The sequence below is a fragment of the Acinetobacter sp. ANC_7634 genome (assembly GCF_056779875.1).
In genome coordinates, this window is record NZ_JBWYIT010000011.1 from 103,871 (window position 1) to 128,115 (window position 24,245).

Consider the following 24,245-nt stretch of genomic DNA (forward strand, 5'->3'; position numbering starts at 1 on the left):
AATATGATTGATATTCAAACTAATATACAACTCCAGTCTTTCAATACGTTGAATTTAAATGCTGTTGCATCTCATTATTGTATTGTTCGATCTCTTCACGATTTGCGTGAAGCAATTGAATTTGCTGAGCAAGCTCAATTAAACATGATGATACTTTCAGGGGGGAGTAATATGCTGCTCCCTGAGCATCTAGATGCTTTAGTTGTTCAATTACATTTAGATGATCTTGTCCTGGTTGCTGAAGATGATACCAATGTAACAATTCGAGTAGGTGCTGGACGTCACTGGCATGAGTTCGTGCTATGGACAACAGAGCAAGGTTTCTATGGATTGCAAAATCTCGCATTGATTCCAGGGTGGGTGGGTGCTGCACCTGTTCAGAACATTGGTGCCTATGGCGTTGAAGTCGGTGAATTTATTGAATTTGTAGAGGCTTTTGATCGTACTAAAAATGAAATCGTTCAAATCCAAGCGAGTGATTGTCATTTTTCATATCGACACAGCATTTTTAAAGATCAGCCTGAGCGGTTTGTTATTACTGCGGTCATCTTTAAATTACTTAAACAGCCACAACTCAAAATGAATTATGGAGATTTAAAAGCTGCGATGGGCGATGACATTACGCCATATAATTTACAGCAACAAGTGATCAAAATTCGTCAAAGTAAACTCCCAGATCCTGCAGAATATCCAAATGCAGGGAGCTTTTTTAAAAATCCGATTTTAATTAAAACGAAATTTGAGGAAGTTTTACAGCTTCATCCCACGATTCCACACTATCCTCAAGCAGATGGTTCTGTAAAAGTTGCAGCTGGTTGGTTGATTGACCAAGCAGGCTGGAAAGGAAAAAAATTAGGAAAAGTGGGAATGTTTGATCGACAGGCTTTAGTTTTAGTCAATTACGCCGATGCATCTCTCACAGATGTGCAGGCAACCTATCGCTCTGTGCAGCAAGATGTGTTAAATAAGTTTGGTATTTTATTAGAACCTGAGCCTGTTTTGTTCGATCAAAAAGGTTCTATTCAATCTCATTTGGTTCAAAAAGGACAGTATGTCTAGAAAACATTGGATGGTGGCAACGGTGCGTATGATGGCGATCATATTCGCACTTTTGGGCTGTCTCATGGTTTTCTGGTATACACCATTTTATTCAGCACTTGTTGTGAAATCACTTCACGCATTTGTCCCTATCAAAGTTGACGAAATTGCGGCCAAGAGCCAGCAAATGGCAGCGTTAACTGATAAGGAGGATTTGGAGCCTGGTTCAAGGCTGTGGATTGCAAGACAAGCTTATCTCAAACTTATTGAAGAACAATTGAATGATCAAGGGGCTGAACAGCTTGCTGAAATTCAAACTCGCTATGTGTTATTAAAACAAAAAATTAAAGATGAATTGCTTACAGATATAAATACAAAGAATGAAACTAAAGAGGATGTTGTCTTCGCAATTGATCAGCCTGATTTTGCCAGTGATGTTGCCATAAGCCAAACTGATTCAACAAATTCATCCATCAATGAAGAAAAAAATCAGCGCTTGGCTTTAATGGAAAAATATGAATTTTTCCTTAGAAATCATCCCTTAGAAGAAGATGAGGTTCAAACATTAGATCCGCAAATCTATAAAGATATCGCGTTGATTCAAAATGAAAATAAAACTTTATCAAATCAGAAAGATAAACCTTATGCGATAGTTGTGTTGGGTGGTGGGTTGACGCTAGGAGATAATAAAATTGATATTGTAGTTAATGATTACACACGCTCTAGACTAGAAAAAACACTTGAGATTGAGAAGCAAACGGATTTACCTATTGTGTTGAGTGGTGTTGAAGCACCGTACATGCAAGCGTGGTTAGCATCGCGTGGGGTAGAAGCGAATCTATTAGAGCAACGCAGCATGAATACCTGTGAGAATACACGCTTTAGTTCATTATTATTACAAAAAAAAGGAGGAGCGCCGACAGTGATTTTGATTACCGATCGTTATCATATGACACGTACACGACGTCTTTTTGCTTTGAACGGTATCAAAACAATTCCTGTTGAAGCGCCCATGCCTACAATGCTGACAACATGGCGTCCTAGCCAATTAAATTACGATCACAGTCGTCGTGCAAATTATGAATTACTTGCCACGATCAGAGATGTAATGTTTGGCTCTAGCGGTTGTCGGGAGGTGCCATAATGTCTGATATTCCGTTTCTGAATCCAAATGTGTTGAAACAACTCGATTTACCCATTCCGAATCGAGAACAAACACCATTAAGATTAGAACCATTAAATTTAAATCGACCTTATTCTCCTTCGAAAGAGATTCAAGCTTATCGTCATCTTTACGCACTTGATCGTCTTGAAGCGAATTATTGGCAGGGTTATATCAAAATGCCTTTGTTCAAACTTCATGTGCAGGTGTATCAACCTCGCATAGAGCAGGTGAAAGGTACTGTATTCTTATTGCATGGCTATTTGGAACACAGTGGAATTTACCAACCAATTATTGGTGAATTGCTGGATCAAGGGTTTAGTGTTTTAACTTATGACTTGCCTGGACATGGGTTAAGTGATGGCAATGCTGCCAGCATTCAGAACTTTGATCATTATCAGCAAGTACTCCATGCGGTTCACCAATATGTAAAACAAGCTGATCAATTGCCTAAACCATGGCTAGGTATCGGACAGAGTACTGGTGGTGCAATTTGGATGCATCATTTGTTGGAGTTTGCTGAACAACGTAAAAATCCAATTGTAGAACGCGTATTGCTCTTGTCGCCGTTAGTCAGACCTGCAAAAACAGCATGGTGGCATAATCCAGTAGGCTTGGGCATCATTCGCCGTATCAAACGTGAAGTTCCAAGACATTTTAAGCGCAATAATCACAACCCTGAATTTTTAAGATTTGTACGTCTAAAAGATCCACTACAACCGCGTATGATGGGGATGGATTGGATATTAGCAATGTCAAAGTGGATGTTGGAAATGGAAAATCGACCTGCATGCCGAATTCCAGTTTGGCTCGCTCAAGGTGCCCAAGATCAAACCGTAGACTGGCGTTATAATATCGAATTTATTCGCAGAAAGTTTCGCCTTCAGACCTTGCTCATGTTAGAGGAGGGATCTCATCAGTTGATCAATGAGCGTGCGGATATACGGGCAGCATTAACGGGTTTAATCCCAGCATTCTTACATGCGCAAAGTCATAAAGGATACTTTTAAAATAAAGGTGCTGATTTAAGCACCTTTTTGATGAAACTAGAATTTGCTGGCATCTGCCAAATTCCACATTCTGAAATAGAAATTTTCTTCGTCTTTATCTTTACAGTTCAATAGTTGACCCGATTCTAACCAAAAATGTAATTGAGCATAATTTTTGATTTCACGATCATTTATACGTTGCGCAAGATGATGAGCTTTAATTTCACTCGGATGATTTAAACCTGCAGCTGCTATCATTTCTGCTAGTGCATGTAATGTATTTTTGTGGAAATTATAAACACGTTCTGCTTTCGTTGGGACATGGACTGCTTTTTGGCGCTCAGCATCTTGTGTTGCTACCCCAACAGGACACTGATTGGTATGGCAACTTTGAGCTTGGATACAACCGACAGCAAACATAAATCCACGAGCTGAATTCACCCAATCTGCACCTAAGGCAAAGGTACTTGCAATATCAAAAGCACTGATGATTTTACCACTTGCACCAATTTTTACTTTATCTCTTAATCCAGCACCTACTAAGGTATTGTGTGCAAACAAGAGCGCTTCACGCAGTGGTGTTCCGATATTATCGCTAAATTCAATCGGTGCAGCACCGGTTCCACCTTCTGATCCATCTACGACGATAAAATCAGGAACAATATTGGTTTCAAGCATCGCTTTGACAATACTCATAAATTGCCAAGGCTGTCCGATACATAATTTGAATCCAACAGGTTTACCACCTGATAGTTCACGTAACTTTTGAATAAAATGCATCATTTCAATCGGTGTATTAAAGCTAGGGTGGCTTGGCGGGGAAATACAATCGCGATCACGAGGAACACCACGAATCTTCGAAATTTCTTCTGTAATTTTATGTTTGGGTAAAATACCGCCGTGACCTGGTTTTGCACCTTGAGACAGTTTTAGCTCAATCATTTTGATATTGGGATGTTTGGCTTGAGCTTTAAATTTTTCAGGATCAAATAGACCATCTTCAGTTCGACAACCAAAATATCCACTGGCAATTTGCCAAACAATATCTCCATTATTTTCAAGATGGTAGGGGCTTAGGCTTCCTTCGCCAGTATCATGATAGAACTGACCCATGTGGGCACCGAGATTAAGTGCGCGTATTGCATTAGCACTTAAACTCCCAAAACTCATTGCTGAGATATTCATGATTGATGCACTATAAGGTTGAGCGCACTGATCATTACCCACTTTAATACGGAAGGTGCTGGTATCAGCTGGGAGTTTCGGTGCAAGAGAGTGAGTAATGAAACGATAGTCATCTTGATATACATCAATAATTGAACCAAAAGGCTTATCAGCATTTTCATTCTTTGCACGCTGATAAACTAAGCTACGTTGCATTCTTGAAAAGGGTAAAGCGTCTTGGTCTGATTCAATAAAATATTGACGAATTTCGGGTCTGAAATCTTCAAATAAGAAGCGAAAATGCCCCATGATTGGGTAGTTCTTTAAAATCGAATGTTTATTTTGAAGTACATCATATAGGCCTAAGACACTGAGTAAACTGGTCAGTAGCCAAATAATATTAATGACACTGTCGGATAGAAAATAATAAATATAATGGGGGCTGTAAAATAGCCTAAGCCATGTAATACTCAGGGCGATGATAATACATGCGAACCATACAGAATGCCTTGAAAAAAAAGTGTTCAGTAATTTATGTCTTATTGCTTGAGCAGGACTTGCCATTTTTATTTTCCATCGTTCTTTACTGCAATTACCATACGAACTTCTATGGAATCAGACAAGTAGTGAATTGTTAGCTTACAGATGTAAGCTAACAATTTATATTTATGGGTTTAGTTTTCTTCCGAAGGAAGCAACATAATGATCGAATTATTCAAGAGTTCCGCGAGATCTTCAAGAATGTGTTGATCAAATAAATTTTCATCCAAAGCGATCATTTCACCATCAGCGATACGTTTTAAATGGGGTTTAAATTCTTCGGAGATGCATAAGCGTTCTCCATTTGCCCAAAAGTTAAGTTCATCATTGAAGTTGCTATAAAGCAAACGTGAAGCAGGTTCGATTTTTAATAAATAACCTTCTTCAAGTGCTTCTTCTAAATCACCTGTTCCAATTTCGTCATTTTCTGGAATATTGTTAGGATAACCAGGTTGCGAAGCGAGACACATGATGGCTTCATTTAGCATCTCAGGATTTTGCAGTTGAGCTAAAAGTTGTTCGCGCAAATAGCTAAGCTCATGATCTGAAATTTCGCCGACAGCAGTGCTGACAGAGCGTGTGATATCTAATAATGGTTTTTTCAGTTGCTCTTGTTCTGAAAAAGAATCACCAAGACTATCCATCATGTCTGAGATATTTGGCATGCGGAAACCGAAAGAATAGGTTAAACACTCATCTTCAGCTACGCCATAATGAGAAAGACCAGGTGGGACGTATAGTAAATCGCCCGGCGCCAAAACTTCATCAAAATGAACTTCCATTTCTTGCAAAAGTTTTAAAGGCTGACCTGCAACGAGTGCTGTCTGTTCATCACACATTTGCCCTAATTGCCAACGGCGATGTCCGTAACCTTGAACTAAAAATACATCATAAAAATCGAAGTGTTTGCCGACAGAACCACCTTGTGGTGCGTAAGACACCATAATGTCTTCACGACGCCATTGAGGAATAAAAGGAAATTTTTTCCATAATTCAGCAAGATCAAACGAATAGTGATCGACCGCTTGAACGAGTAGTGTCCATAATTTTGGCATTTTTTGGAAGTCTGCTTTGAGCAGTGGCGATGACTTCACATTCCATTGATTAGGGTCACGATCTTTTTGTTTGATCAAACGTGCAGTCACGTTTTCATCGAGTGCAAGCTCCATAACATCATTGGGTTCAAGTAAACCCACAATTTCAGGAACTGCATTACGAACGAGGAGAGGTTTTTTTTGCCAATATTCCGTAAGGAATTGCTCAGCGCTAATACCGCCGAGAACGTCTAAAGTTTGGGACATAATAAGGACTACAATTTAGTTTGGCTTATTGTCCCTTGAACGATGCAAGTTCTGCAAGTGACACGGCTTTAAAAGCGCATGTTTTCTTGCTTATGGATGATACAAATGAATATGAAAAAAATGAATATAGCTATTTTAAAGAAATAATTAATTTACACTTTGAGGGGAATTTCATATCGTATAACAGCCATTATGTTAAATGAGGCAGATTTATTGAATCAAATATTAACTAAACTAATCATCATCAAAAGGGCTTTCAGCACCAAAACTATTTATACAAGCTTTGGATGTATATAGAAGCCCACCTCCTGAAGAATGAATGCTGACCAAGAAGTCTTTTGTTTCGAAAATTTCAGGAGGGGGTATAAGGTATATTTTTTCTTGAACTACAAATCTGTAGACTATAAGTTAAGTAAAAAAAGTGCGCTAGCTGAGTCTAATAGATTTTTTAAGTTCGCGAGATTTCTATTAATCTCACGATCATGCTTAATTTTATTATGGTGATTCCACCATAAAATTGTTTCATCGCTATCTATCTTATCAAATGGAGTGAATTTTAAAGATGTATATTTAATTTTTACGTCAGACTTTAAGAGAGATAGACTTTGTAGTTGTGTTTCATCTTTATAGTATTCACGAAAATCTCTAAAGTTGAATGAATTACCAATATTAGATGTACAAGCTTTAAAAATAGCTTCAATTTCTGAACAAATTGTAAGATACAAATTCATTATTTCTATAGAAAAAGTTTCATTGTTTCTAATGTCAAAATCTACGTGAGTACTAAATTCTTTTAGTTTTTTTTCTATATGCAGAAATCTATTCCAGTAGTTATCATGCATATGTATCCCCCTAAAGATATTATCCAAAATTGAAAAAAACTTTAACAATGATAACTTAAACTAAGATAATGGATGTTATACAAAGTTTCTTAACTTGTTCATGTAATTCATATTCTTAACTTGAAATGAACAACCCAAATATGATCATTTGAACTTTTTTACAATTTCTATGTTTTGAGATCGCTTATCGATCAATTTTCCACAGCTTTGTGTAGATAAATTAATTTAGCTCAGTTGTAATTATTTGAGCTAAAAATAGGGTATTTATTTCATTCATCAGTTGCTAGTAACAAATAATTCCAAAAAAACCGAGTTATTGAACTCGGTCTTATTTATTAATAAGCAACGTATCAAGGCACTAGAATTTTCAATTCACGTAAAATCTTACACAATTGGATCATCGGCATACCCATTAAAGTTGTTTGATCCTGACCGATCATTTCTTCAAATAAGCTGATGCCCAAACTTTCACATTTGAAACTTCCAGCACATTGTAAAGGTTGTTCAAGTGCGACATAACGCTGAATTTCTTCAAGATTCAAATGCCTAAATTTGACCTTATAATGTTCAACAATGGTTTCTTCAAACCCAGATGAAGCGTGTTGAACACTCAAAGCTGTACTGAAATAAACAATTTTTCCTGAATTTGCTTGAAGTTGTTTGATTGCTTTTTCAGGAGATAAAGGTTTTCCAATAAATATATCAGGTGCGCCTTCACGCCAAGCTACCTGATCAGAACCAATTACGATCGCATCTGGATCTTTCTCAGCAAAATATTTTGCTTTTTCATATGCAAGTCGATAGGCAAGATCATCGGCATGGCTTTCCCCACGCGGAGTCTCATCGATATCGGGTGATAGTTGTTCAAAATCGATATGTAATCGATTAAGTAGTTCCTTACGTGTCTGACTGCCAGAAGCTAAAATAATTCTTGCTGACGTTGAAGCAACATGATGATTCATTACACTGAGAATTCCATTAAAATGTCGATCGGGACATAAGCAAGTACTGATTGATGACAAGCCTGAAGTTTTAAATTCGGTGCCATATCATTCTGATAAGCTTCAACCCAGCGCGTCACACAAATACACCAGAAATCACCAGGCTTTAAACCGGGAAAACCAACTTCGGGTAGTGGTGTTGTCAAATCATTCCCAATTCGTTGCGAGAAACTTAAGAATTCTGACGTCATTTCGGCACAGACTGTATGTTGACCTAAATCAGAGGGTGCAGTGTGGCAAAAACCATTTCTGAAATATCCTGTGATAGGATCAAAACAACAACTGGCGAGCGGTTCGCCGAAAACATTTAAACGATTAATACTTGGATCTGGATGGATAGACATAGCAACACTTTGTGGTTCGAATCAATCTATCATAATCAAATCTAAAGATTTCTACAGCTTTTCTGAAATTTTACTCACCTTTTTTAGCATAATCATTTAGAATCTATGCGGTTTTGATATCTATAAAGTGAGCTATACATGAACTTTCAGCGTATGACTGACCTCGATTTAGCAGGTAAACGTGTTCTGATCCGTGAAGACTTAAACGTTCCTGTTAAAAATGGTGTGATTACGAGTGATGCACGTTTACGCGCTGCATTACCAACAATTAAAGCCGCTCTTGAAAAAGGCGCAGCAGTAATGGTTTATTCTCACCTTGGTCGTCCAGTTGAAGGTGAGCCTAAAGCTGAACAATCACTTGCACCTGTTGCTGCCTACTTAACTGAAGCATTGGGTCAAGAAGTTAAATTACTCACTGAATATTTGGATGGTGTTGAAGTTGCACCAGGCCAAGTTGTGTTACTCGAAAACTGTCGCTTTAACACAGGCGAAAAGAAAAATAATCCAGAGTTGGCAGCAAAATATGCAGCACTTTGTGATGTGTTTGTGATGGATGCATTTGGTACTGCACATCGTGCAGAAGCATCAACAGAAGGTGTGGCTCGTCTTGCTAAAGTTGCAGCAGCAGGTCCATTACTTGCCGCTGAATTAGATGCACTTGGTCGTGCGCTTCAGACGCCTGAAAAACCAATGGTTGCTATCGTAGCTGGTTCAAAAGTATCGACTAAACTTGATGTTTTAACATCGTTATCAGATATTTGTGATCAGCTCATTGTCGGTGGCGGTATTGCGAATACATTCTTAGCGGCTGCGGGCTATAACGTTGGTAAATCACTTTGTGAAAATGATTTAATCGATACAGCTAAAGCAATTGCTGCGAAAGTATCGGTTCCATTGCCAACAGATGTTGTTGTTGCTGACGCATCAGAAATTAACTTTGATGACTTCCTTGGCTCATTAGCGGCAGCAAAAGCCGTAGTGAAAAAAGTTGAAGATGTTGCTGACAATGACATGATTCTTGATGTTGGTCCAGAAACAGCTCAAGTGTTTGCTGAAATTTTAAAAACTTCAAAAACAATTCTTTGGAATGGTCCAGTAGGCGTGTTTGAGGTTGATCAATTTGGTGAAGGCACGAAAGCGCTATCTTTAGCGATTGCAGAATCTGAAGGTTTCTCTATCGCAGGTGGTGGTGATACTTTAGCTGCGATTGATAAGTATGAAGTGGCTGACAAAATTGGTTATATCTCGACGGGTGGTGGTGCTTTCCTTGAATTTGTAGAAGGCAAGACATTACCAGCAGTCGCTGTTCTACTTGAACGCGCTTAATTGGATTTAAGAAAAAAGACCTTCTAAAAAGGTCTTTTTTTATGACTAATTTTCGTCATGAAAATGAAATAATTTTGAAATATTATGATCATAATCTGATTTATCATGCGGAATAACATCATGAAATTACAATTAAGCGTAATTGCGCTATTGGCTGCTACTCTTGCAATGACGGCTTGTTCTAAACAAGAAAGTGCACCAGCTGCAGATCAAACATCAACATCAGAAGTTGCTGTTGAAGCATCAGATATTAGTGCTGAACAACAAGCGGCTATCGATGCTATTGATCAGCCATTACAAGATGAAAATAATACTGATGTTCCTGAAGAAGTTGCAAATGCACCTGCTGATCAAGCAACGGCGGAGTGATTTTGTACATCAATAAGTACTAAATCGAAAATCTCCCTGCAATTGCAGGGATTTTTTATGAAATACTGTCAATTGTTGCTGAATTGAAACACAGGTCAGGTTAGAATATGGAGCATTACCTGGGAGGAAATTATGGCTCTTATTTCAATGCGCCAGCTCTTGGATCACGCCGCAGAACATAGTTACGGCGTACCAGCGTTTAACGTAAACAACTTAGAACAAATGCGCGCGATTATGTTAGCCGCAGATGAAACAAATTCACCTGTTATTGTTCAAGCATCTGCTGGTGCTCGTAAATATGCTGGTGCTCCATTCTTACGCCATCTTATTTTGGCTGCAATCGAAGAATGGCCACACATTCCAGTTGTGATGCACCAAGACCATGGTACTGATCCTGACGTTTGCCAACGTTCAATCCAATTGGGCTTTTCATCAGTAATGATGGATGGTTCATTAGGTGCAGATGGTAAAACACCAACAACTTATGATTACAACGTAGATGTAACTCGTCGTGTTGTTCAAATGGCACATGCGTGTGGTGTATCTGTAGAAGGTGAGATTGGTTGCCTAGGTAGCCTTGAAACTGGTTTGGCTGGTGAAGAGGATGGTGTTGGCGCTGAAGGCGTTCTAGATCATTCACAACTCCTTACTTCGGTTGAGGAAGCGACTCAATTTGTCGCTGATACTAACGTTGATGCGTTAGCAATTGCGGTTGGTACTTCACACGGCGCTTATAAATTTACGCGTCCACCTACAGGTGATATTTTAGCGATTGATCGTATTAAAGAGATCCACGCTGCACTTCCAAATACTCATCTTGTAATGCATGGTTCAAGTTCAGTTCCACAAGAATGGTTAGCGATTATTAACCAATACGGTGGTGACATCAAAGAAACTTACGGTGTTCCTGTTGAGCAGTTGGTTGAAGCAATTAAACACGGTGTACGTAAAATCAATATCGACACTGACTTACGTTTAGCTTCAACAGGTGCTATGCGTCGTATGATGGCTGAAAAACCAAGTGAATTTGATCCACGAAAATTCTTTGCTCAAACTGTTGAAGCAATGAAGCAAATCTGTGTAGATCGTTATACTGCATTTGGTACAGCAGGTCATGCTGACAAGATTCGCCCAATTTCTTTAGAGAAAATGGTAGATCGTTATAAATAATTAATAAAATTATTTATAATTTTAAAAAGCCCACAGTGATTGTGGGCTTTTTCTTGAATAAAAAAACAAGAGCAAATTATGGAACTTATTTTTTCAGCAGCTTTGTGCAGCGTACTAGTATCGATTATATTGAAGTTTAGTAAGTCTCGTGGATTTAATGTCATGCAAATGATTGCGTGGAATTATGCCATCGCCACGATACTCTGTTTTTTTTGGTTTAAGCCAGATCTCTACCAAATATCATTAACTTCCACACCTTGGTGGCTTATTGGGTTGTTGGGGATAGCTTTACCCTCAATATTCTTGCTGCTCTCCAAATCACTTGATCAAGCTGGAATTATCAGAACTGAAATCGCGCAAAGATTATCCGTTGTTCTTTCATTGTTGGCAGCCTATTTTCTTTTCCAAGAAAAATTTAGCACCCTAAAATTGATTGGTATTGCATTGGGTTTGGGTGCAATTGTTTTGATCATTTTCTCTAAAACATCAACACCAACATTGCAAACAAAAAAAGCAGGAATGTATTTGCTTGCAGTTTGGCTTGGCTATGCACTCGTAGATGTTCTGTTAAAATACAGTACAAGTTTAGGGTTAAAATTTGCAGTCAGTTTAAACTTGATGTTTGTGTTTGCTTTCATTATTTCCATGGGGTATTTGTCCCTGCGTCAAACATCATGGACATTGCAAAATTTTCTTGCTGGACTAAGTTTAGGTGTATTGAATTTTGCCAATATTGCACTTTATGTGAAAGCACATATGTTGTTAAAGGATTCACCCGCAATCGTATTTGCTGGCATGAATATTTTGGTCGTAGTGTTAGGTGTGATCGCAGGTATATTAGTTTTTAAAGAAAAAATAACCCTAAAAAACAGCTTAGGTATTCTGTTAGCGATCACAGGAGTGTTGTGTTTAGCATTCGCAATTTAACTGTGAACTTGCATACACTCTGTTTAATCATATAGTCGATAGATTCCACTAAAGCGCTCACAGCCTGTTTGCTCAGTTGAGACAATCAGTAATGATTTTTGATATTTGAGTTTGTACTGACAATCATGCTCATTATCAGTAATTTCGTGTTTGCTTTGAGTGGTTGTATAAGCCAATAATGGGATGGTCTGGGTTTCTATGCGATTATTAGGGCTACGATAAGCAATACCTTCAATTTTGACGCGATCCTTGCTTAATTGATGAATCTTGAGGTGTACAGGTTGCGCTGCAATTTTACCTTGTTCAAACTTGATGTAATGCTGAGTAAGCGTTTGATTCATTGACATGTAAAAGTTTAAATCATCAATGCGTTGATTGATTTGTAATGACACACAATTTTTATTTTTACACTGCTGCAGTCGATTCAGCCAAAGCTGTTGTGTATCTTGAATTAATCGAGTTGGTGCATCGGTAACTAAGTAGGATGTTAAAAAGCGTTCATTCAATTCATCTCTCAAAGATGAAAAATCAACAGCACAAATCATGGAATTTTTAAAACTTGATTGAGGCTTATCGCATTGAATAAGTTGTGCCTGTGCGACAGAAACACTGCTTAATCCAATGAAAAAGATAGAAATTAAAGGTTTCATCCAACTTGATACGCTTTTTGACAACATCATCGCTTATACTTTCAAATGTTTGCGCATCTACTATAGCGAACAAGAATCAAAGAATACAAGATTTCATTTTCAAAAACTGTGTAAAGGAGTTCAATGTGAGCTTAGCTATTCGTATAGGTCAAGGTATTGATGTTCATGCTTTTGAGGAAGGCGATTATGTCACATTGGCTGGTATTCGTATTCCGCATACACATGGTTTGAAAGCACACTCTGATGGAGATGTAGTTTTACATGCACTTTGTGATGCATTGTTGGGTGCTTTAGCGCTCGGTGATATTGGACAGCACTTTCCAGATACTGATGAACAGTTCAAAGGCGCGGACAGTAAGGTTTTATTAAAGCATGTTTATCAGTTGATATTGGATCGTGGTTATCAACTGAATAACGCGGATATTACAGTGGCTTGTGAGCGTCCAAAATTAGCGAAACATAATTTAGATATGCGTCAAAGTATTGCAGATGTACTTGATGTGGATATCAATCAGATTAGTATTAAAGCCACTACCACTGAAAAATTAGGATTTACTGGTCGTCAGGAAGGAATTCTGTCTACAGCGACCGTATTAATTAGTCATCAATAAACAATTTTGATCATTCAAAGTTTTGCGCTTTCATCAAAGAGGCTTGCAGTTCTTGAGTGGCTTTACGTCCTTGCAACTGTAAGCCGACCGCGTGCATTAACCCAGTCCAAGTGTTGTTGGGTTCCCATACTTGGTGTAATAGCTCATGTGCTGTAGGTAAATCCATATTCATATAATGTAGTCGGTACAGATAGATTAATGAACTACATTGATGATTTTTGGTGCAATGTATCCAGACCATTCTCTCTTTAACGAGATGATCGATCAGATCGAGTACAAATAAACATTGATCATCATGTGGAAATTCTGGATCAATAGGCACTTGGATGTAGTTAAGACCAATTTCAGCACTCAAGCGATCTTCATGATTTAAGTTCGGTGTAGCATCATTAAAAGCGAGATTAATGATGGTATCGATACCATAGGCTTTAATTGATTTAAGTTGTTCTTCGTTTGGCTGACCTGAGCTAAACAAATGCTCATGAACAAATTGAAAATGGGGGATTGAGCTTAGTTCTTTTTCGAGTTGATCCATGATTTAACCTTATAAAAAAACGCCATCGTGTGATGGCGTTTTATCTGATTAACGTTGTGGTAGAACGTCTTTCAAAGCTGCATCCATTTCCAACAGAACTTTTTCAGTTGTTTCCCAATCGATGCATCCATCTGTAACAGACTTACCATACTCTAAATCGCAAAGATTTGCAGGAATATCTTGGCGGCCACCTTTTAAATGACTTTCAACCATAATACCTACGATCGATTTATTGCCATCTAAAATTTGTTCAGTGATATTTTTTAGAACCAATGGCTGAAGGTATGGGTCTTTATTAGAATTGGCATGACTCGCATCAATCATGATCTTGTTGCTTACTTTTGCTTTCGCCAATGCATTTTCAGCTTCTGCTACAGAGCCAGCATCATAATTCGGTTTGCCATTACCACCACGCAACACAACATGGGCATATTGGTTGCCTTTAGTACGAATGACCGAAACTTGACCTTGGTCATTTAAGCCAAGGAAACTATGGCCATGTTTTACAGATTGCATCGCATTGGTCGCAACAGTGAGACCGCCATCCGTACCATTTTTAAAGCCAACTGGAGATGATAAACCTGAAGACATCTCTCGGTGTGTTTGGCTCTCTGTTGTACGTGCACCGATTGCTGACCAAGAAATTAAGTCTTGGTAGTACTGTGGAGAGTTGGGATCAAGCGCTTCAGTTGCGCATGGCAGACCTTTCTCATTGAGTTCAAGCAATAATTTACGGCCTAAACGTAAACCTTTTTCAATGTTGAAAGAGTCATTCATGTCAGGGTCATTAATTAAGCCTTTCCAACCCACTGTTGTACGAGGCTTCTCGAAATACACGCGCATGATGATATAAAGCGTGTCTTTCACTTTTTCGCTTAAAACTTTTAAACGATCAGCATAATCATGAGCTGCTGCAGGATCGTGAATAGAGCACGGTCCAATGACTACGAATAAACGTTTGTCGTTGCCATCTAAGATATTACGTACAGTTTCACGACCTTTTAGGACTGTTTGGTATGCATTATCAGTTAACGGTAATTCTGTTTTTAATTCAGCAGGAGTAACAAGAGGCTGAATGCTTTGTACATTCACGTCATCAATGTCGTTTTGGGTGATAGAATTTGACTGTAAAGTATTCATTGCCGTCACTGGTTCGTTTTTACAAGAAAATGTTCAATCTATTGAATATAGCATGATTCAGTAGATCATTTGTTATCAAAAAGTTGAATGGATTTAATAAAAAAAAGTAATGAAATTGTCTTTTTGGTATTAATCAGAGTTTCTACTTGTATTGTATAGAATGATTTAATTTTTGAAAATTATTAAATTGAATAAATCATTTAATTTCACCTCAGTGAATTATACAGCTTCACTGAGGTTACAGTTTGAACATGATATTAATTAAGACTGGGCTTGAGTTGAGGTTTCAATAACTGCCTCAGGTGCGGTCACAGGTTTCGCTTTGACTGGATTAAGCATGAAGTTAACACCAATGGCAAATAAGGTGATGCCCAGTACCTTGCGAATAATTTTTTCAGGTAAATGGGAGCTCACCAGCGTACCAACGATGATTGCAGGAATCGATCCGACCAAAAGCCACATTAATAAATTGAAATCCACATTACCTGAATTCATATGACCCATACCTGCCACGAGCGTCAGTAAAACTGCATGGACAACGTCAGAACCAATAATTCTAATCATAGGTAAATTAGGGAACATGATGATCAGCGCCATAATGCCGAATGCACCCGCGCCAACTGAAGATAAGGTCACAAAAATACCCAATACAATACCCATTAAAGCTATATATAAACGCTTCTGCTTTAATTTTTCTCGAGTTAATTCAACTTCCTCTTCAGTAACTTCTTTGGAAAATTTCTTGAAGAATTTTTCTACCTGGGTACGGAATACAATTGAAATACCAGTAATGGTCAGCATAAAGCCTAAGACCATCGTGAGAATGGCTTTGTAATGTGTAGATTGACTCAAATAGTTGTCTAAAACCCAAGTTGTGGCTAAAGAGGCTGGAATACTTCCGATCGCAAGCCAAATGACGATGGGCCAAACAATATTAAGCTTTTTTGCATGTACAAAAGAGCCGCAAAACTTAGAAATCGCGGCATAAAGTAGATCTGTACCAATTGCAATATGTGGTTCAATTTTAAATAAACCAATTAAGATAGGAGTCATAAGTGAGCCGCCACCTACGCCAGTAACCCCTACACAGAATCCAACTAAAACACCTGCTAAAATATATTCAATAGAACCGTACATCGTTTATGCTACTTATCAGAAAACCGGCATATCTTATGATTTTTGAATATAAGCTGTTGTCTTGATTATTCATTTACTTATTCAAAAATAAGATAAAGCATTGCTAAGTTAAGATATTTCAAGAACTCAATCTGTTATGAGCTGCTTATGTTAAGATACTTGTAGAGCATGAGAGAGGATATTCATTTGCAAAATCGAAAACTTAGAATTGGCATTGTGGTTGGTGAAGTTTCAGGTGATACCTTAGGCGCCAAATTAATACGTCGTTTTCGAGAGCAGGGAATTGATGCTGAATTTGAAGGAATTGGCGGTCCTCAAATGATTGCAGAGGGTTTTAAAAGCTATTATGCGATGGATATTCTATCGGTGATGGGAATTGTTGAAGTATTAAAAGATATTAAAAAACTTTTTGCGGTTCGAGATGGCTTGGTTGATCAATGGACTAAACAACCTGTTGATATTTTTATAGGGATTGACGCACCAGATTTTAACTTACGCTTAGCAAAAAAAATAAAGCAAAAATCGTTGCCAATTAAGACTGTTCAATATGTGAGTCCTTCGGTTTGGGCATGGCGTCAAGGTCGTGTTCATGGGATTAAAGCCTCAATTGACTTGGTGCTTTGCCTATTCCCATTCGAAAAAACTTTTTATGATCGATTTAATGTGCCAGCGGTATTTGTTGGACATCCTCTCGCTAATCAACTACCGCTGGAAAATCCTATACTTGATGCAAAGCAGGCGCTTGGTTTAAATCCTGCACAAAAACATATCGCATTACTGCCTGGAAGTCGTCGTGGTGAAATTGATAAGCTAGGGCCGCTTGTATTAGATGCAGCGAAGATTGTCCATGAAAAATATCCCGAGTATCAATTTTTAATTCCAGCCATCAATGATGCTCGTAAACAACAAATTGAGCAGATCCTAATAGGCTATCCAGATACGCTTAAAGATAATATTAAGTTAATGGAAAATATTGACGCGGAATCTAAAATAGGTCGGATGGTCATGGATGCCAGTGATATTGTGGCGTTGGCATCGGGTACAGCAACACTTGAGGCGATGTTATTGCATCGTCCTATGGTGACTTTTTATAAATTAAATAGTTTAACCTACTGGATTGCGAAACTTTTAGTGAAAATTCCTTATTATTCTTTACCTAATATTATTGCAGGTAAAAAAGTAATTCAGGAGTTAATCCAGAATGATGCAACTCCAGAAAACTTAGCACATGAGATTGAGCTGTTGATGAATATCGAAAACTCAAAAATACAATTTATGCAATTGTTGACGATGCACAAGCAACTATTGTCGGATCAAAATGAAGATCCAGTGCACGCAATTCTATCTATCCTTTAAAAAAAAAGCCTCATATTGAGGCTTTTTTTAATTTTGCACTATGAGTCGGCACGAATTTTTAATTCATAACCCGTATATTTACGTATATTGATTACACCTGTGTCCATAATCAGATATTGTCCTTTGATACCGTGCAGTTTTCCACGTATAACTGGTGTTTTGTCTAAGTTATGCGATTTAATTTTTTCAGGATATTGATCGACAGGATAAATGAATTCACGAGGAAGTTCGTTTTCTAAAATTTCTACATTTTCATTGAAATCTAGGCTCATGCTGAACTCATCTCGAATGGTTTCAATTTGAGGTTCAAACTCCGTGAGCAATTCATCTCTGATCTCTAACAAATTCACCTTTTCTGCTTCACCTTTCAGCAATTTTCTCCAGTCTGTTTTATCAGCGACTTGCGTACCAAACATAACCTCAAGTTGTCCAGATAGCCGACGAGAGCCCACTTTCATAATAGGTAAAGCTTGGGTAGCCCCTTGATCTAGCCAACGTGTTGGCATTTGACCTAAACGGGTAATGCCAACCTTTAATGCACTTGAATTGGCAAGATAGACAATATGGGGTTGAAAGCATACTTCTTGAGCAAAGCTTTCTTCACGACAAGTCCCTAAATGGTAATGGCATGTTTCTGGCTTCATAATACACATATCACAGGCTGCTTTCGTTTTCATGCATTTAAAGCAGTGACCTTGGGAGTATGATTTTGGTGTTTTATTTCCACAGGATACACAGTAAATTTTGCCGGTCCATTCAATTTCAATTTCTTGACCTAAGTTGAACGGGAGATTGATTTCTGAACGATCTAAAATAAATTTATATTCAACATTTGCCTGTTGTGTTTGTTGTTCAGTTACACTTAGGTTGGTTAAACCAGCGTGCATTTTATGACAAATGCCCTGTAATTCCATGCTTTAATCTCACTCAAATAAGGTGCAGCTCATGGCTGAGAAAAATGTCATCACGTCAATGCTAGACGATTTATCTAAAGAACAGCCAATTCAAACTGCCGTATGTCTTGGTCAGGATCTCAGCCAAGACTATGCTCAAACAATCCAATGGAATCATTTTAACGTAACTGAATTTTTAATGCTTCCTTTTCAGCAACGCTATGATCTAGGTGTTGTGATTTTAAATAATGAACAGATGGATACACTATCAACCCATCATAAATCACAAATGCTGGTAAAACTGCGTGATTTAATGGCAAAAAGAATCGTCGTGTTGACTCATATTGCAGATGAACAATTATTAAGAAGTCTGGGATTCACGCAGCTCATTGAGCAAAAGAATACAGAGCAAGATTTCGCCTTATGGCAATTCAATATTTTGAATTATAAGCATGTGCCAGATTGGTTTAATTCTAAGTTTTGGGCTAATCCAGAAAATTGGAATAAGTTTCGATGGTAATGGCAAACTTTGAGTTTATCAAAACACAACAATTTCAATGTACAAAGCCATGTTTTTAACGATATGCTGATTAATGAAAATAAGAATCTAAAGGTGTCTTGATGACAAATTTAAGTAATATCGTTGAAATTTTAGCGAAACAGGCTTTAGGAGGTAATCAACAATCTAATCAATCGGGATTGGGTGGTGTACTTGGTTCGGTACTCGGGAGTTTAACGGGACAAAATAATCAGACCAATCAAAACCAACAACAAGGTGGATTGGGAGGGATTTTAGGATCTGTACTTGGTGGTCTATCTGGTAGTCAATCTGGTGGTGTTGGCAAATCATCAGGTCTAAACGCTCAAACCTTATTAATCGCAGTAGTTCCTTTAATTCTCAATTGGATTCAAAAGAATGGCGGTTTGCAAGGTGCGCTTGATCAACTGAAAGGTCAGGGGCTGACGAGTCAAGTGGATGATTGGGTTTCAACTGGTCCTGGTGAAAATGCCAATGTCAGTACGCAACAAGTTCAAAATTTATTTGATCAGCAAGATGTCGAGCAAGTTGCACAAGAAGCGCAAGTTCCTAAACAGGATGTATACAATGCGATTTCTTCAGTCTTACCACAAATTATTGATTCGCTTACACCTCAAGCAAATAAGACCGATCCACAAGAAGCGAATTCAGATATACAAAATGTGTTGAATCTTGTATCAGGATTTTTAAAGAAATAAAGTGAAATTAATTTGAGTTGAAAAGCCGGAGGTGACATACATTCGGCTTTTTTTATGCAATCGATCAAAGTATGTATGTGGAATAAAATTTAAACGATTGATATATTTCATAAAGAAGCATAGGACATGCTGAATAAAACAAAAATCATTGAGGGAGAAATTCATGATCCGTAAGGAGCATTTAATCACTGCTTCGTTGTCCTCGATTAAGGCAACCTATCAACAACTTTCATCCGCGCCACTTGCCATGAGACAAGGAGAATATCAGGCTCAGTTTATTGGTCCTTGGTGGTTAAGAGTGTCTGCAGCACCGAGTTTATTTTTAAGTGGATTGGGGGGGTGGTTTGGGAAAAAATTCATCAATCAAAATTTAGTCACTAATATTTTACTCAATCGCGGGCAGAGAAGTGAAAAGCTTCAAATGGAGTGTCTAGAAGAGGCGTCTTTGATTGATGGAAAACAAACGATCGCCTTGTATTATGGCAAGACAGCACCAATTCCATGGCGTTGGGTGGTTGATGAGTTAAGACAGCTTGATGAACATACGATGTTGTGTATGACTATCATTAATCTTCCTTTTTTAAAGCATTTTTCATTTCCATTTATTCTAAGTCGTGATGTATGAAATCAAAATTTGAATATGATGTCATTATTGTAGGTTCAGGCTTTGGTGGAAGTGTATCTGCGCTAAGATTGTCTGAGCTTGGATTAAAAGTAGCTGTGCTAGAGCAGGGAAGAAGGCTCACTGAAGATGATTTACATCGAGCAAGTCGGAGTTCTAAATACTTAAATTGGGCACCGACGTTAGGGATGAAGGGTTTTCTTGCACAAGACGTATTCCAACATATGGGTGTGGTTCGAGGGGTTGCCGTTGGTGGTGGCAGTGTTGTTTATGCTGCTGTGTTGTTAAAACCAGGTCAAAAGTTTTATCGTGATCCAACTTGGAGTCATTTGTTAGAAGACTGGGAGAGGGAATTACAACCGCACTATCAGATGGCTCAGTCCATGCTAGGTGTAAGTTTAAATCCATATAAAGGTCAGCAAGATGAGTGGTTAAAACAAACAGCAGAACAAATGGGTTCTGGAGATAGTTTTGACACTGTACCACAGGGAATTTACTTTGGTGATCCTCATCAATGGGTGAGTGATCCGCTTTTGAATGGTCAAGGTCCCGAACGAATAGGCTGTAATCAGTGCGGAAATTGTATAACGGGGTGTGCACAGGGTGCGAAGAATAGTTTGGATAAAAACTATTTATATCTTGCAGAGAAAAATGGAGTCGAGATTATTCCAGAAACCAAAGTGACTCATCTTTCACAGGTTGATGGAAAATATATCATTCATACATATCAGTCATTTAACTCCAAAGAAAAACAAGATTACTCTGCGAAACAGGTCATTATATCCGCAGGTGTTATAGGAACCGTTGAAATTCTGTTTGCTTCAAGAGAAGTGTACAAAACCTTACCGAATATTTCTGGTCAGTTAGGTGAGCATATTCGAACCAATAGTGAGGCGATTGTTGCAATCTCTAATAATGATAAAACAATAGATTTAACGAGAGGGACGACCATTTCCAGTCATTTTCATGCAGATGACAAAACACATATTACTCAGAATCGATTTCCAGCAAGTTATGAGTTTATGAAGTTTTATATGGGACCACTGGTCAATGGCGATCAACCTGTAAAACGTGCACTCCATGTTTTAAAGCATTTTTTTCTGCACCCCTTTGTTTCAACTCGATCATGGCGTTCTAAAAACTGGCATAAACGTGTCACTGTATTAACCGTCATGCAACAGGCAGACAATCAACTACGATTTGTATATGGACGTACTGCACTCAGAGGTTTTAGGCGTTTTTTGAAAACGCAGGTTTCAGTTGGAGAAAGAGCGCCGTCTTTTATACCGTTAGCAAATGAAGCTGCGGAAAAATTTGCTGAAGTAAGTGGTGGTCAAGCACAGAATAATATATTGGAAAGTATGGGGCACTTATCTGTTACAGCGCATATATTGGGTGGTGCAGTTATGGCTGAAGATTCCTCTAAAGGTGTGATTGACTCTAATCATCAGGTTTTTGGCTATCAAGGCTTATATGTGGTTGATGGAAGTGCGATTCCTGTGAATGTTGGTGTTAATCCGAGTTTGACCATTACGGCATTAGCTGAGCGATTTGCGGAAAAATATAAAATCAGTCATTTCGATAAAGTGCCATAAATCCACCATCATAATGTCATATCTTCGTTGAATACTCTTGGTTTAAAAAAGGAGTATTCAAATGAAGAACAAGAAAAAAATAACAGCTCTTCTCTTAACTACATCGTTATTGCTAAGTAGTTGTGGTGGAGATGACCAAAAATCTAATCCTAATATTACACAACCCTCAGAGTTAAAAATTCTTCATATTAATGACCATCACTCCCATTTAGATGGTGAAGAGCTTAGCTTTAATTTTGATTTAGGTCATGGTGAAGAGCAACTAGTCGTTTCGCGTGGTGGATTTTCTCGTGTAGCAACATTTATGAATCTAATGGCTGAAAATCATCCGAATGTAGTGAAAATTCATGCTGGTGATGCGATAACAGGAGATTTGTATTATAACCTCTCAAATGGAAAAGCTGACGCTGAAATGATGAATACAGTGTGTTTTGATACTTTTACCTTGGGAAATCATGAATTTGATGCAAAAGACCAAGGCTTAAAAGATTTTATGGGTTTTTTAGACGAAGGACACTGTAAAGAGCAAACAGAGATTCTTTCTGCAAATGTTGAATTTGGGGTGAGTTCACCTTTATATCAGACAGATCGGATTCAAAAATCTATTGTTCTTGAGCGGGATGGGGAAAAATATGGGGTTGTGGGGCTCACCATTGCATCAAAAACTAAAAACTCCTCTCAACCAAATCAAGACACATTATTCCGAGATGAAATTACAGTAGCTCAAAATGAGATTAATCAACTCAAAAAACAGGGAATTAAAAAAATTATTTTACAAACACATGTAGGCTATGAACTTGATCAAAAATTAGCACAAGAACTTACGGATGTGGATGTGATAATTGGAGGCGACTCTCACACATTGTTTGGACCTCATATATTAGAAAAGTATGGTATGTCTCCTGTCGCTACCTACCCATTACAATTGAAAAATAAAAATGGCGAATCTGTTTGTGTTGCTCAAGCATGGCAATACAGTTATGTGGTTGGTGAACTTAACGTAAAATTTAATGCAGATGGTGCGGTTCAAAGTTGTGTGGGTAAACCGCATGTGTTAATTAGCGATGATTTTAAACGTAAGCAAAATAATGAAAGAGTCAGTGATCAAGAAAAAAAATATATAGAACATCAATTCGAAAAAGAACGAGCTCCTTTTTCTATTATTAAAGAAGATCAAAATATTTTGAGAGTCTTAGAGCCCTATAAGCAATCTAAAAAATTATTTGCAGTCAAAGTTGTTGGGCAGGCAGTTGATAATTTATGTTCAAGACGTGTGCCGGGAACTCAATTTGATCGCTCACGATCATCTTTAGGTGATGTGTGTAATTTGAATGCGCATGTCGATGCCCATGGTGGTAATATTCAACAAATGGTTGCCGAAGCATTTCTTAAACAAGGCAAAGAATATTTTAATGCTGATATTTCATTTCAAAATGCAGGTGGAGTAAGAGTTGATTTGGCGAAAGGAAATATCACTGTAGCAGATATCTACCAAGTCTTACCTTTCAAAAATACGCTCGTTCAATTGAATATGACTGGTCAAGAAATTAAAGATACGCTTGAAGATGCCATTTCAGGCGTAATTGAACAAAAAAATACTGGAAGTTATCCATATACGGCTGGATTAACTTGGCAAGTTGATATGACGCAGCCTAATGGAAAGCGTATTACAAATATTCAAGTCAGAAATAGGTCTGACCAGCTTGTGCCATTAGATTTAAATCAGTTATATAAAATTGTAACCATCAATTTTTTAGCTGATGGGGCTGATTACTATCATACATTGAAAAAAATTACAGGTGATCGTCGAATAGATGTTGGATTGGACTATGCAGAAGCATTCTTCAATTACTTAAATTCAATAGATGGTCATCAAGAAATAAAAACAATTCGAAAATTACCTACTTCATATTATAGTACTCAAAAATACATAGAATAAGATTTAGAGCTTTTTGATCTGAAAAACCTCAATTTAATTGGGGTTTTTTAATTTAATTAATCGTTTTTGTGTATTTTTTAGTGTAAAAAATATAAATTTGCTTAAAAAATAAACATGCATGAGTTTTTGTTTAAATAAGGGGTTGCAAGGGAAGAAAAAATCTATAGAATGCACCCCATACCGACGAGATATACGGAAACGAACGAAGCAGGTTGCTGAGTTGTTAAGTGTTTCGAGTCCAGCTTCTAGCATTGACGAGATGTTAGAAAGATCATTAAGAGATTATGAAGAACAACTTGTGTGGATTTTTACTGGTTGATTGATCGATATATATTATCATTAATAATTGGTAGAAATT

The 24,245-nt window shown here is 37.7% G+C and carries 24 protein-coding genes; 14 read left to right on the forward strand and 10 right to left on the reverse strand.

Translation table 11 applies throughout. The features are described 5' to 3' along the window. Positions 1–6: 6 nt before the first annotated feature. The 3 genes from murB to AC1M9A_RS11830 are packed head-to-tail and all read left to right on the forward strand — an operon-like array spanning position 7 to position 3,210. The gene (murB, locus tag AC1M9A_RS11820; protein WP_481610293.1) at positions 7–1,059 is read left to right on the forward strand and encodes a UDP-N-acetylmuramate dehydrogenase; all 1,053 of its coding nucleotides are present in this window, start codon (positions 7–9) and stop codon (positions 1,057–1,059) included. After that, positions 1,052–2,182 carry a YdcF family protein gene (locus tag AC1M9A_RS11825; RefSeq protein ID WP_481610276.1) on the forward strand — a complete coding sequence of 377 codons (1,131 nt, stop codon included), beginning with the start codon at positions 1,052–1,054 and terminating at the stop codon, positions 2,180–2,182. Before murB ends, AC1M9A_RS11825 begins: the two co-directional genes overlap by 8 nt. Continuing rightward, entirely contained in the window at positions 2,182–3,210 is a 1,029-nt protein-coding gene (locus AC1M9A_RS11830) for an alpha/beta hydrolase (RefSeq protein WP_035266046.1), read from the forward strand. Before AC1M9A_RS11825 ends, AC1M9A_RS11830 begins: the two co-directional genes overlap by 1 nt. Before the next feature lie 36 nt (positions 3,211–3,246). On the opposite strand, the gene AC1M9A_RS11835 is transcribed toward AC1M9A_RS11830, so the two are convergent. The 5 genes from AC1M9A_RS11835 to AC1M9A_RS11855 all read right to left on the reverse strand — a co-directional run bounded on the left by AC1M9A_RS11835 (position 3,247) and on the right by AC1M9A_RS11855 (position 8,381). Then, positions 3,247–4,917, reverse strand: a complete 1,671-nt coding sequence (locus tag AC1M9A_RS11835) for an FMN-binding glutamate synthase family protein (protein ID WP_481608072.1) — start codon at positions 4,915–4,917, stop codon at positions 3,247–3,249. Between the two features lie 110 nt (positions 4,918–5,027). Beyond that, positions 5,028–6,194, reverse strand: coding sequence for a ribosomal protein uL16 3-hydroxylase (locus AC1M9A_RS11840; protein WP_481610277.1), 1,167 nt, complete (start codon positions 6,192–6,194; stop codon positions 5,028–5,030). A gap of 401 nt (positions 6,195–6,595) precedes the next feature. Next, on the reverse strand, positions 6,596–7,036 hold the full coding sequence (locus tag AC1M9A_RS11845; protein ID WP_481610278.1) for a hypothetical protein: 441 nt from the start codon (positions 7,034–7,036) through the stop codon (positions 6,596–6,598). Positions 7,037–7,386: 350 nt separating this feature from the next. Next, entirely contained in the window at positions 7,387–7,998 is a 612-nt protein-coding gene (locus tag AC1M9A_RS11850) for a Maf family protein (protein ID WP_481610279.1), read from the reverse strand. Beyond that, on the reverse strand, positions 7,998–8,381 hold the full coding sequence (locus AC1M9A_RS11855) for a DUF2237 family protein (RefSeq protein WP_035269188.1): 384 nt from the start codon (positions 8,379–8,381) through the stop codon (positions 7,998–8,000). Before AC1M9A_RS11855 ends, AC1M9A_RS11850 begins: the two co-directional genes overlap by 1 nt. 138 nt (positions 8,382–8,519) lie before the next feature. Between AC1M9A_RS11855 and AC1M9A_RS11860 the strand changes: the two genes are divergently transcribed. The 4 genes from AC1M9A_RS11860 to AC1M9A_RS11875 all read left to right on the forward strand — a co-directional run bounded on the left by AC1M9A_RS11860 (position 8,520) and on the right by AC1M9A_RS11875 (position 12,173). Then, positions 8,520–9,707 carry a phosphoglycerate kinase gene (locus AC1M9A_RS11860; RefSeq protein WP_481610280.1) on the forward strand — a complete coding sequence of 396 codons (1,188 nt, stop codon included), beginning with the start codon at positions 8,520–8,522 and terminating at the stop codon, positions 9,705–9,707. Positions 9,708–9,827: 120 nt separating this feature from the next. Beyond that, entirely contained in the window at positions 9,828–10,076 is a 249-nt protein-coding gene (locus AC1M9A_RS11865; protein WP_481610281.1) for a hypothetical protein, read from the forward strand. Between the two features lie 132 nt (positions 10,077–10,208). After that, positions 10,209–11,246, forward strand: a complete 1,038-nt coding sequence (gene fba / locus AC1M9A_RS11870; RefSeq protein WP_035269168.1) for a class II fructose-bisphosphate aldolase — start codon at positions 10,209–10,211, stop codon at positions 11,244–11,246. Between the two features lie 78 nt (positions 11,247–11,324). Further along, positions 11,325–12,173: an EamA family transporter gene (locus tag AC1M9A_RS11875; protein WP_481610282.1), complete on the forward strand. Its 849-nt coding sequence runs from the start codon at positions 11,325–11,327 to the stop codon at positions 12,171–12,173. Between the two features lie 23 nt (positions 12,174–12,196). Here AC1M9A_RS11875 and AC1M9A_RS11880 read toward each other — a convergent pair whose 3' ends face one another. Next, positions 12,197–12,850, reverse strand: a complete 654-nt coding sequence (locus AC1M9A_RS11880) for an A1S_1983 family putative colistin resistance protein (RefSeq protein ID WP_481610294.1) — start codon at positions 12,848–12,850, stop codon at positions 12,197–12,199. A 98-nt stretch (positions 12,851–12,948) separates the two neighbouring features. On the opposite strand from AC1M9A_RS11880, the gene ispF reads away from it, so the two are divergent. Then, entirely contained in the window at positions 12,949–13,434 is a 486-nt protein-coding gene (gene ispF, locus AC1M9A_RS11885) for a 2-C-methyl-D-erythritol 2,4-cyclodiphosphate synthase (protein ID WP_092767822.1), read from the forward strand. A 10-nt stretch (positions 13,435–13,444) separates the two neighbouring features. Here the strand turns inward: ispF and AC1M9A_RS11890 are convergent, their stop codons facing one another. The 3 genes from AC1M9A_RS11890 to AC1M9A_RS11900 form a co-directional block, all read right to left on the reverse strand. After that, positions 13,445–13,969 (reverse strand): protein-tyrosine phosphatase family protein, encoded by a 525-nt coding sequence (locus AC1M9A_RS11890; RefSeq protein ID WP_481589284.1) that lies wholly within the window; start codon positions 13,967–13,969, stop codon positions 13,445–13,447. A gap of 48 nt (positions 13,970–14,017) precedes the next feature. Next, positions 14,018–15,109 (reverse strand): 3-deoxy-7-phosphoheptulonate synthase, encoded by a 1,092-nt coding sequence (locus AC1M9A_RS11895; protein ID WP_051586615.1) that lies wholly within the window; start codon positions 15,107–15,109, stop codon positions 14,018–14,020. 261 nt (positions 15,110–15,370) lie between these two features. Further along, positions 15,371–16,246: a sulfite exporter TauE/SafE family protein gene (locus AC1M9A_RS11900; protein WP_481610283.1), complete on the reverse strand. Its 876-nt coding sequence runs from the start codon at positions 16,244–16,246 to the stop codon at positions 15,371–15,373. Positions 16,247–16,432: 186 nt separating this feature from the next. Here AC1M9A_RS11900 and lpxB point away from each other — a divergent pair, with 186 nt between their 5' ends. Continuing rightward, positions 16,433–17,602 carry a lipid-A-disaccharide synthase gene (gene lpxB / locus AC1M9A_RS11905; RefSeq protein WP_481610284.1) on the forward strand — a complete coding sequence of 390 codons (1,170 nt, stop codon included), beginning with the start codon at positions 16,433–16,435 and terminating at the stop codon, positions 17,600–17,602. A 38-nt stretch (positions 17,603–17,640) separates the two neighbouring features. On the opposite strand, the gene AC1M9A_RS11910 is transcribed toward lpxB, so the two are convergent. Next, on the reverse strand, positions 17,641–18,516 hold the full coding sequence (locus AC1M9A_RS11910) for a DUF2797 domain-containing protein (RefSeq protein ID WP_092767828.1): 876 nt from the start codon (positions 18,514–18,516) through the stop codon (positions 17,641–17,643). 31 nt (positions 18,517–18,547) lie between these two features. On the opposite strand from AC1M9A_RS11910, the gene AC1M9A_RS11915 reads away from it, so the two are divergent. The 5 genes from AC1M9A_RS11915 to AC1M9A_RS11935 all read left to right on the forward strand — a co-directional run bounded on the left by AC1M9A_RS11915 (position 18,548) and on the right by AC1M9A_RS11935 (position 23,887). Next, on the forward strand, positions 18,548–19,015 hold the full coding sequence (locus AC1M9A_RS11915) for a DUF6231 family protein (RefSeq protein WP_481610285.1): 468 nt from the start codon (positions 18,548–18,550) through the stop codon (positions 19,013–19,015). A gap of 101 nt (positions 19,016–19,116) precedes the next feature. Next, positions 19,117–19,731: a YidB family protein gene (locus tag AC1M9A_RS11920; protein WP_481589281.1), complete on the forward strand. Its 615-nt coding sequence runs from the start codon at positions 19,117–19,119 to the stop codon at positions 19,729–19,731. A 163-nt stretch (positions 19,732–19,894) separates the two neighbouring features. Next, positions 19,895–20,356 carry a hypothetical protein gene (locus AC1M9A_RS11925; RefSeq protein WP_481610286.1) on the forward strand — a complete coding sequence of 154 codons (462 nt, stop codon included), beginning with the start codon at positions 19,895–19,897 and terminating at the stop codon, positions 20,354–20,356. Beyond that, a complete protein-coding gene (locus AC1M9A_RS11930; protein WP_481610287.1) occupies positions 20,353–21,948 on the forward strand; it encodes an FAD-dependent oxidoreductase in 1,596 nt (531 codons plus the stop codon). Before AC1M9A_RS11925 ends, AC1M9A_RS11930 begins: the two co-directional genes overlap by 4 nt. Positions 21,949–22,009: 61 nt before the next feature. Beyond that, complete coding sequence (locus AC1M9A_RS11935) at positions 22,010–23,887, forward strand: 5'-nucleotidase C-terminal domain-containing protein (protein WP_481610288.1); 1,878 nt, start codon at positions 22,010–22,012, stop codon at positions 23,885–23,887. The last annotated feature ends 358 nt before the right edge of the window (positions 23,888–24,245 follow it).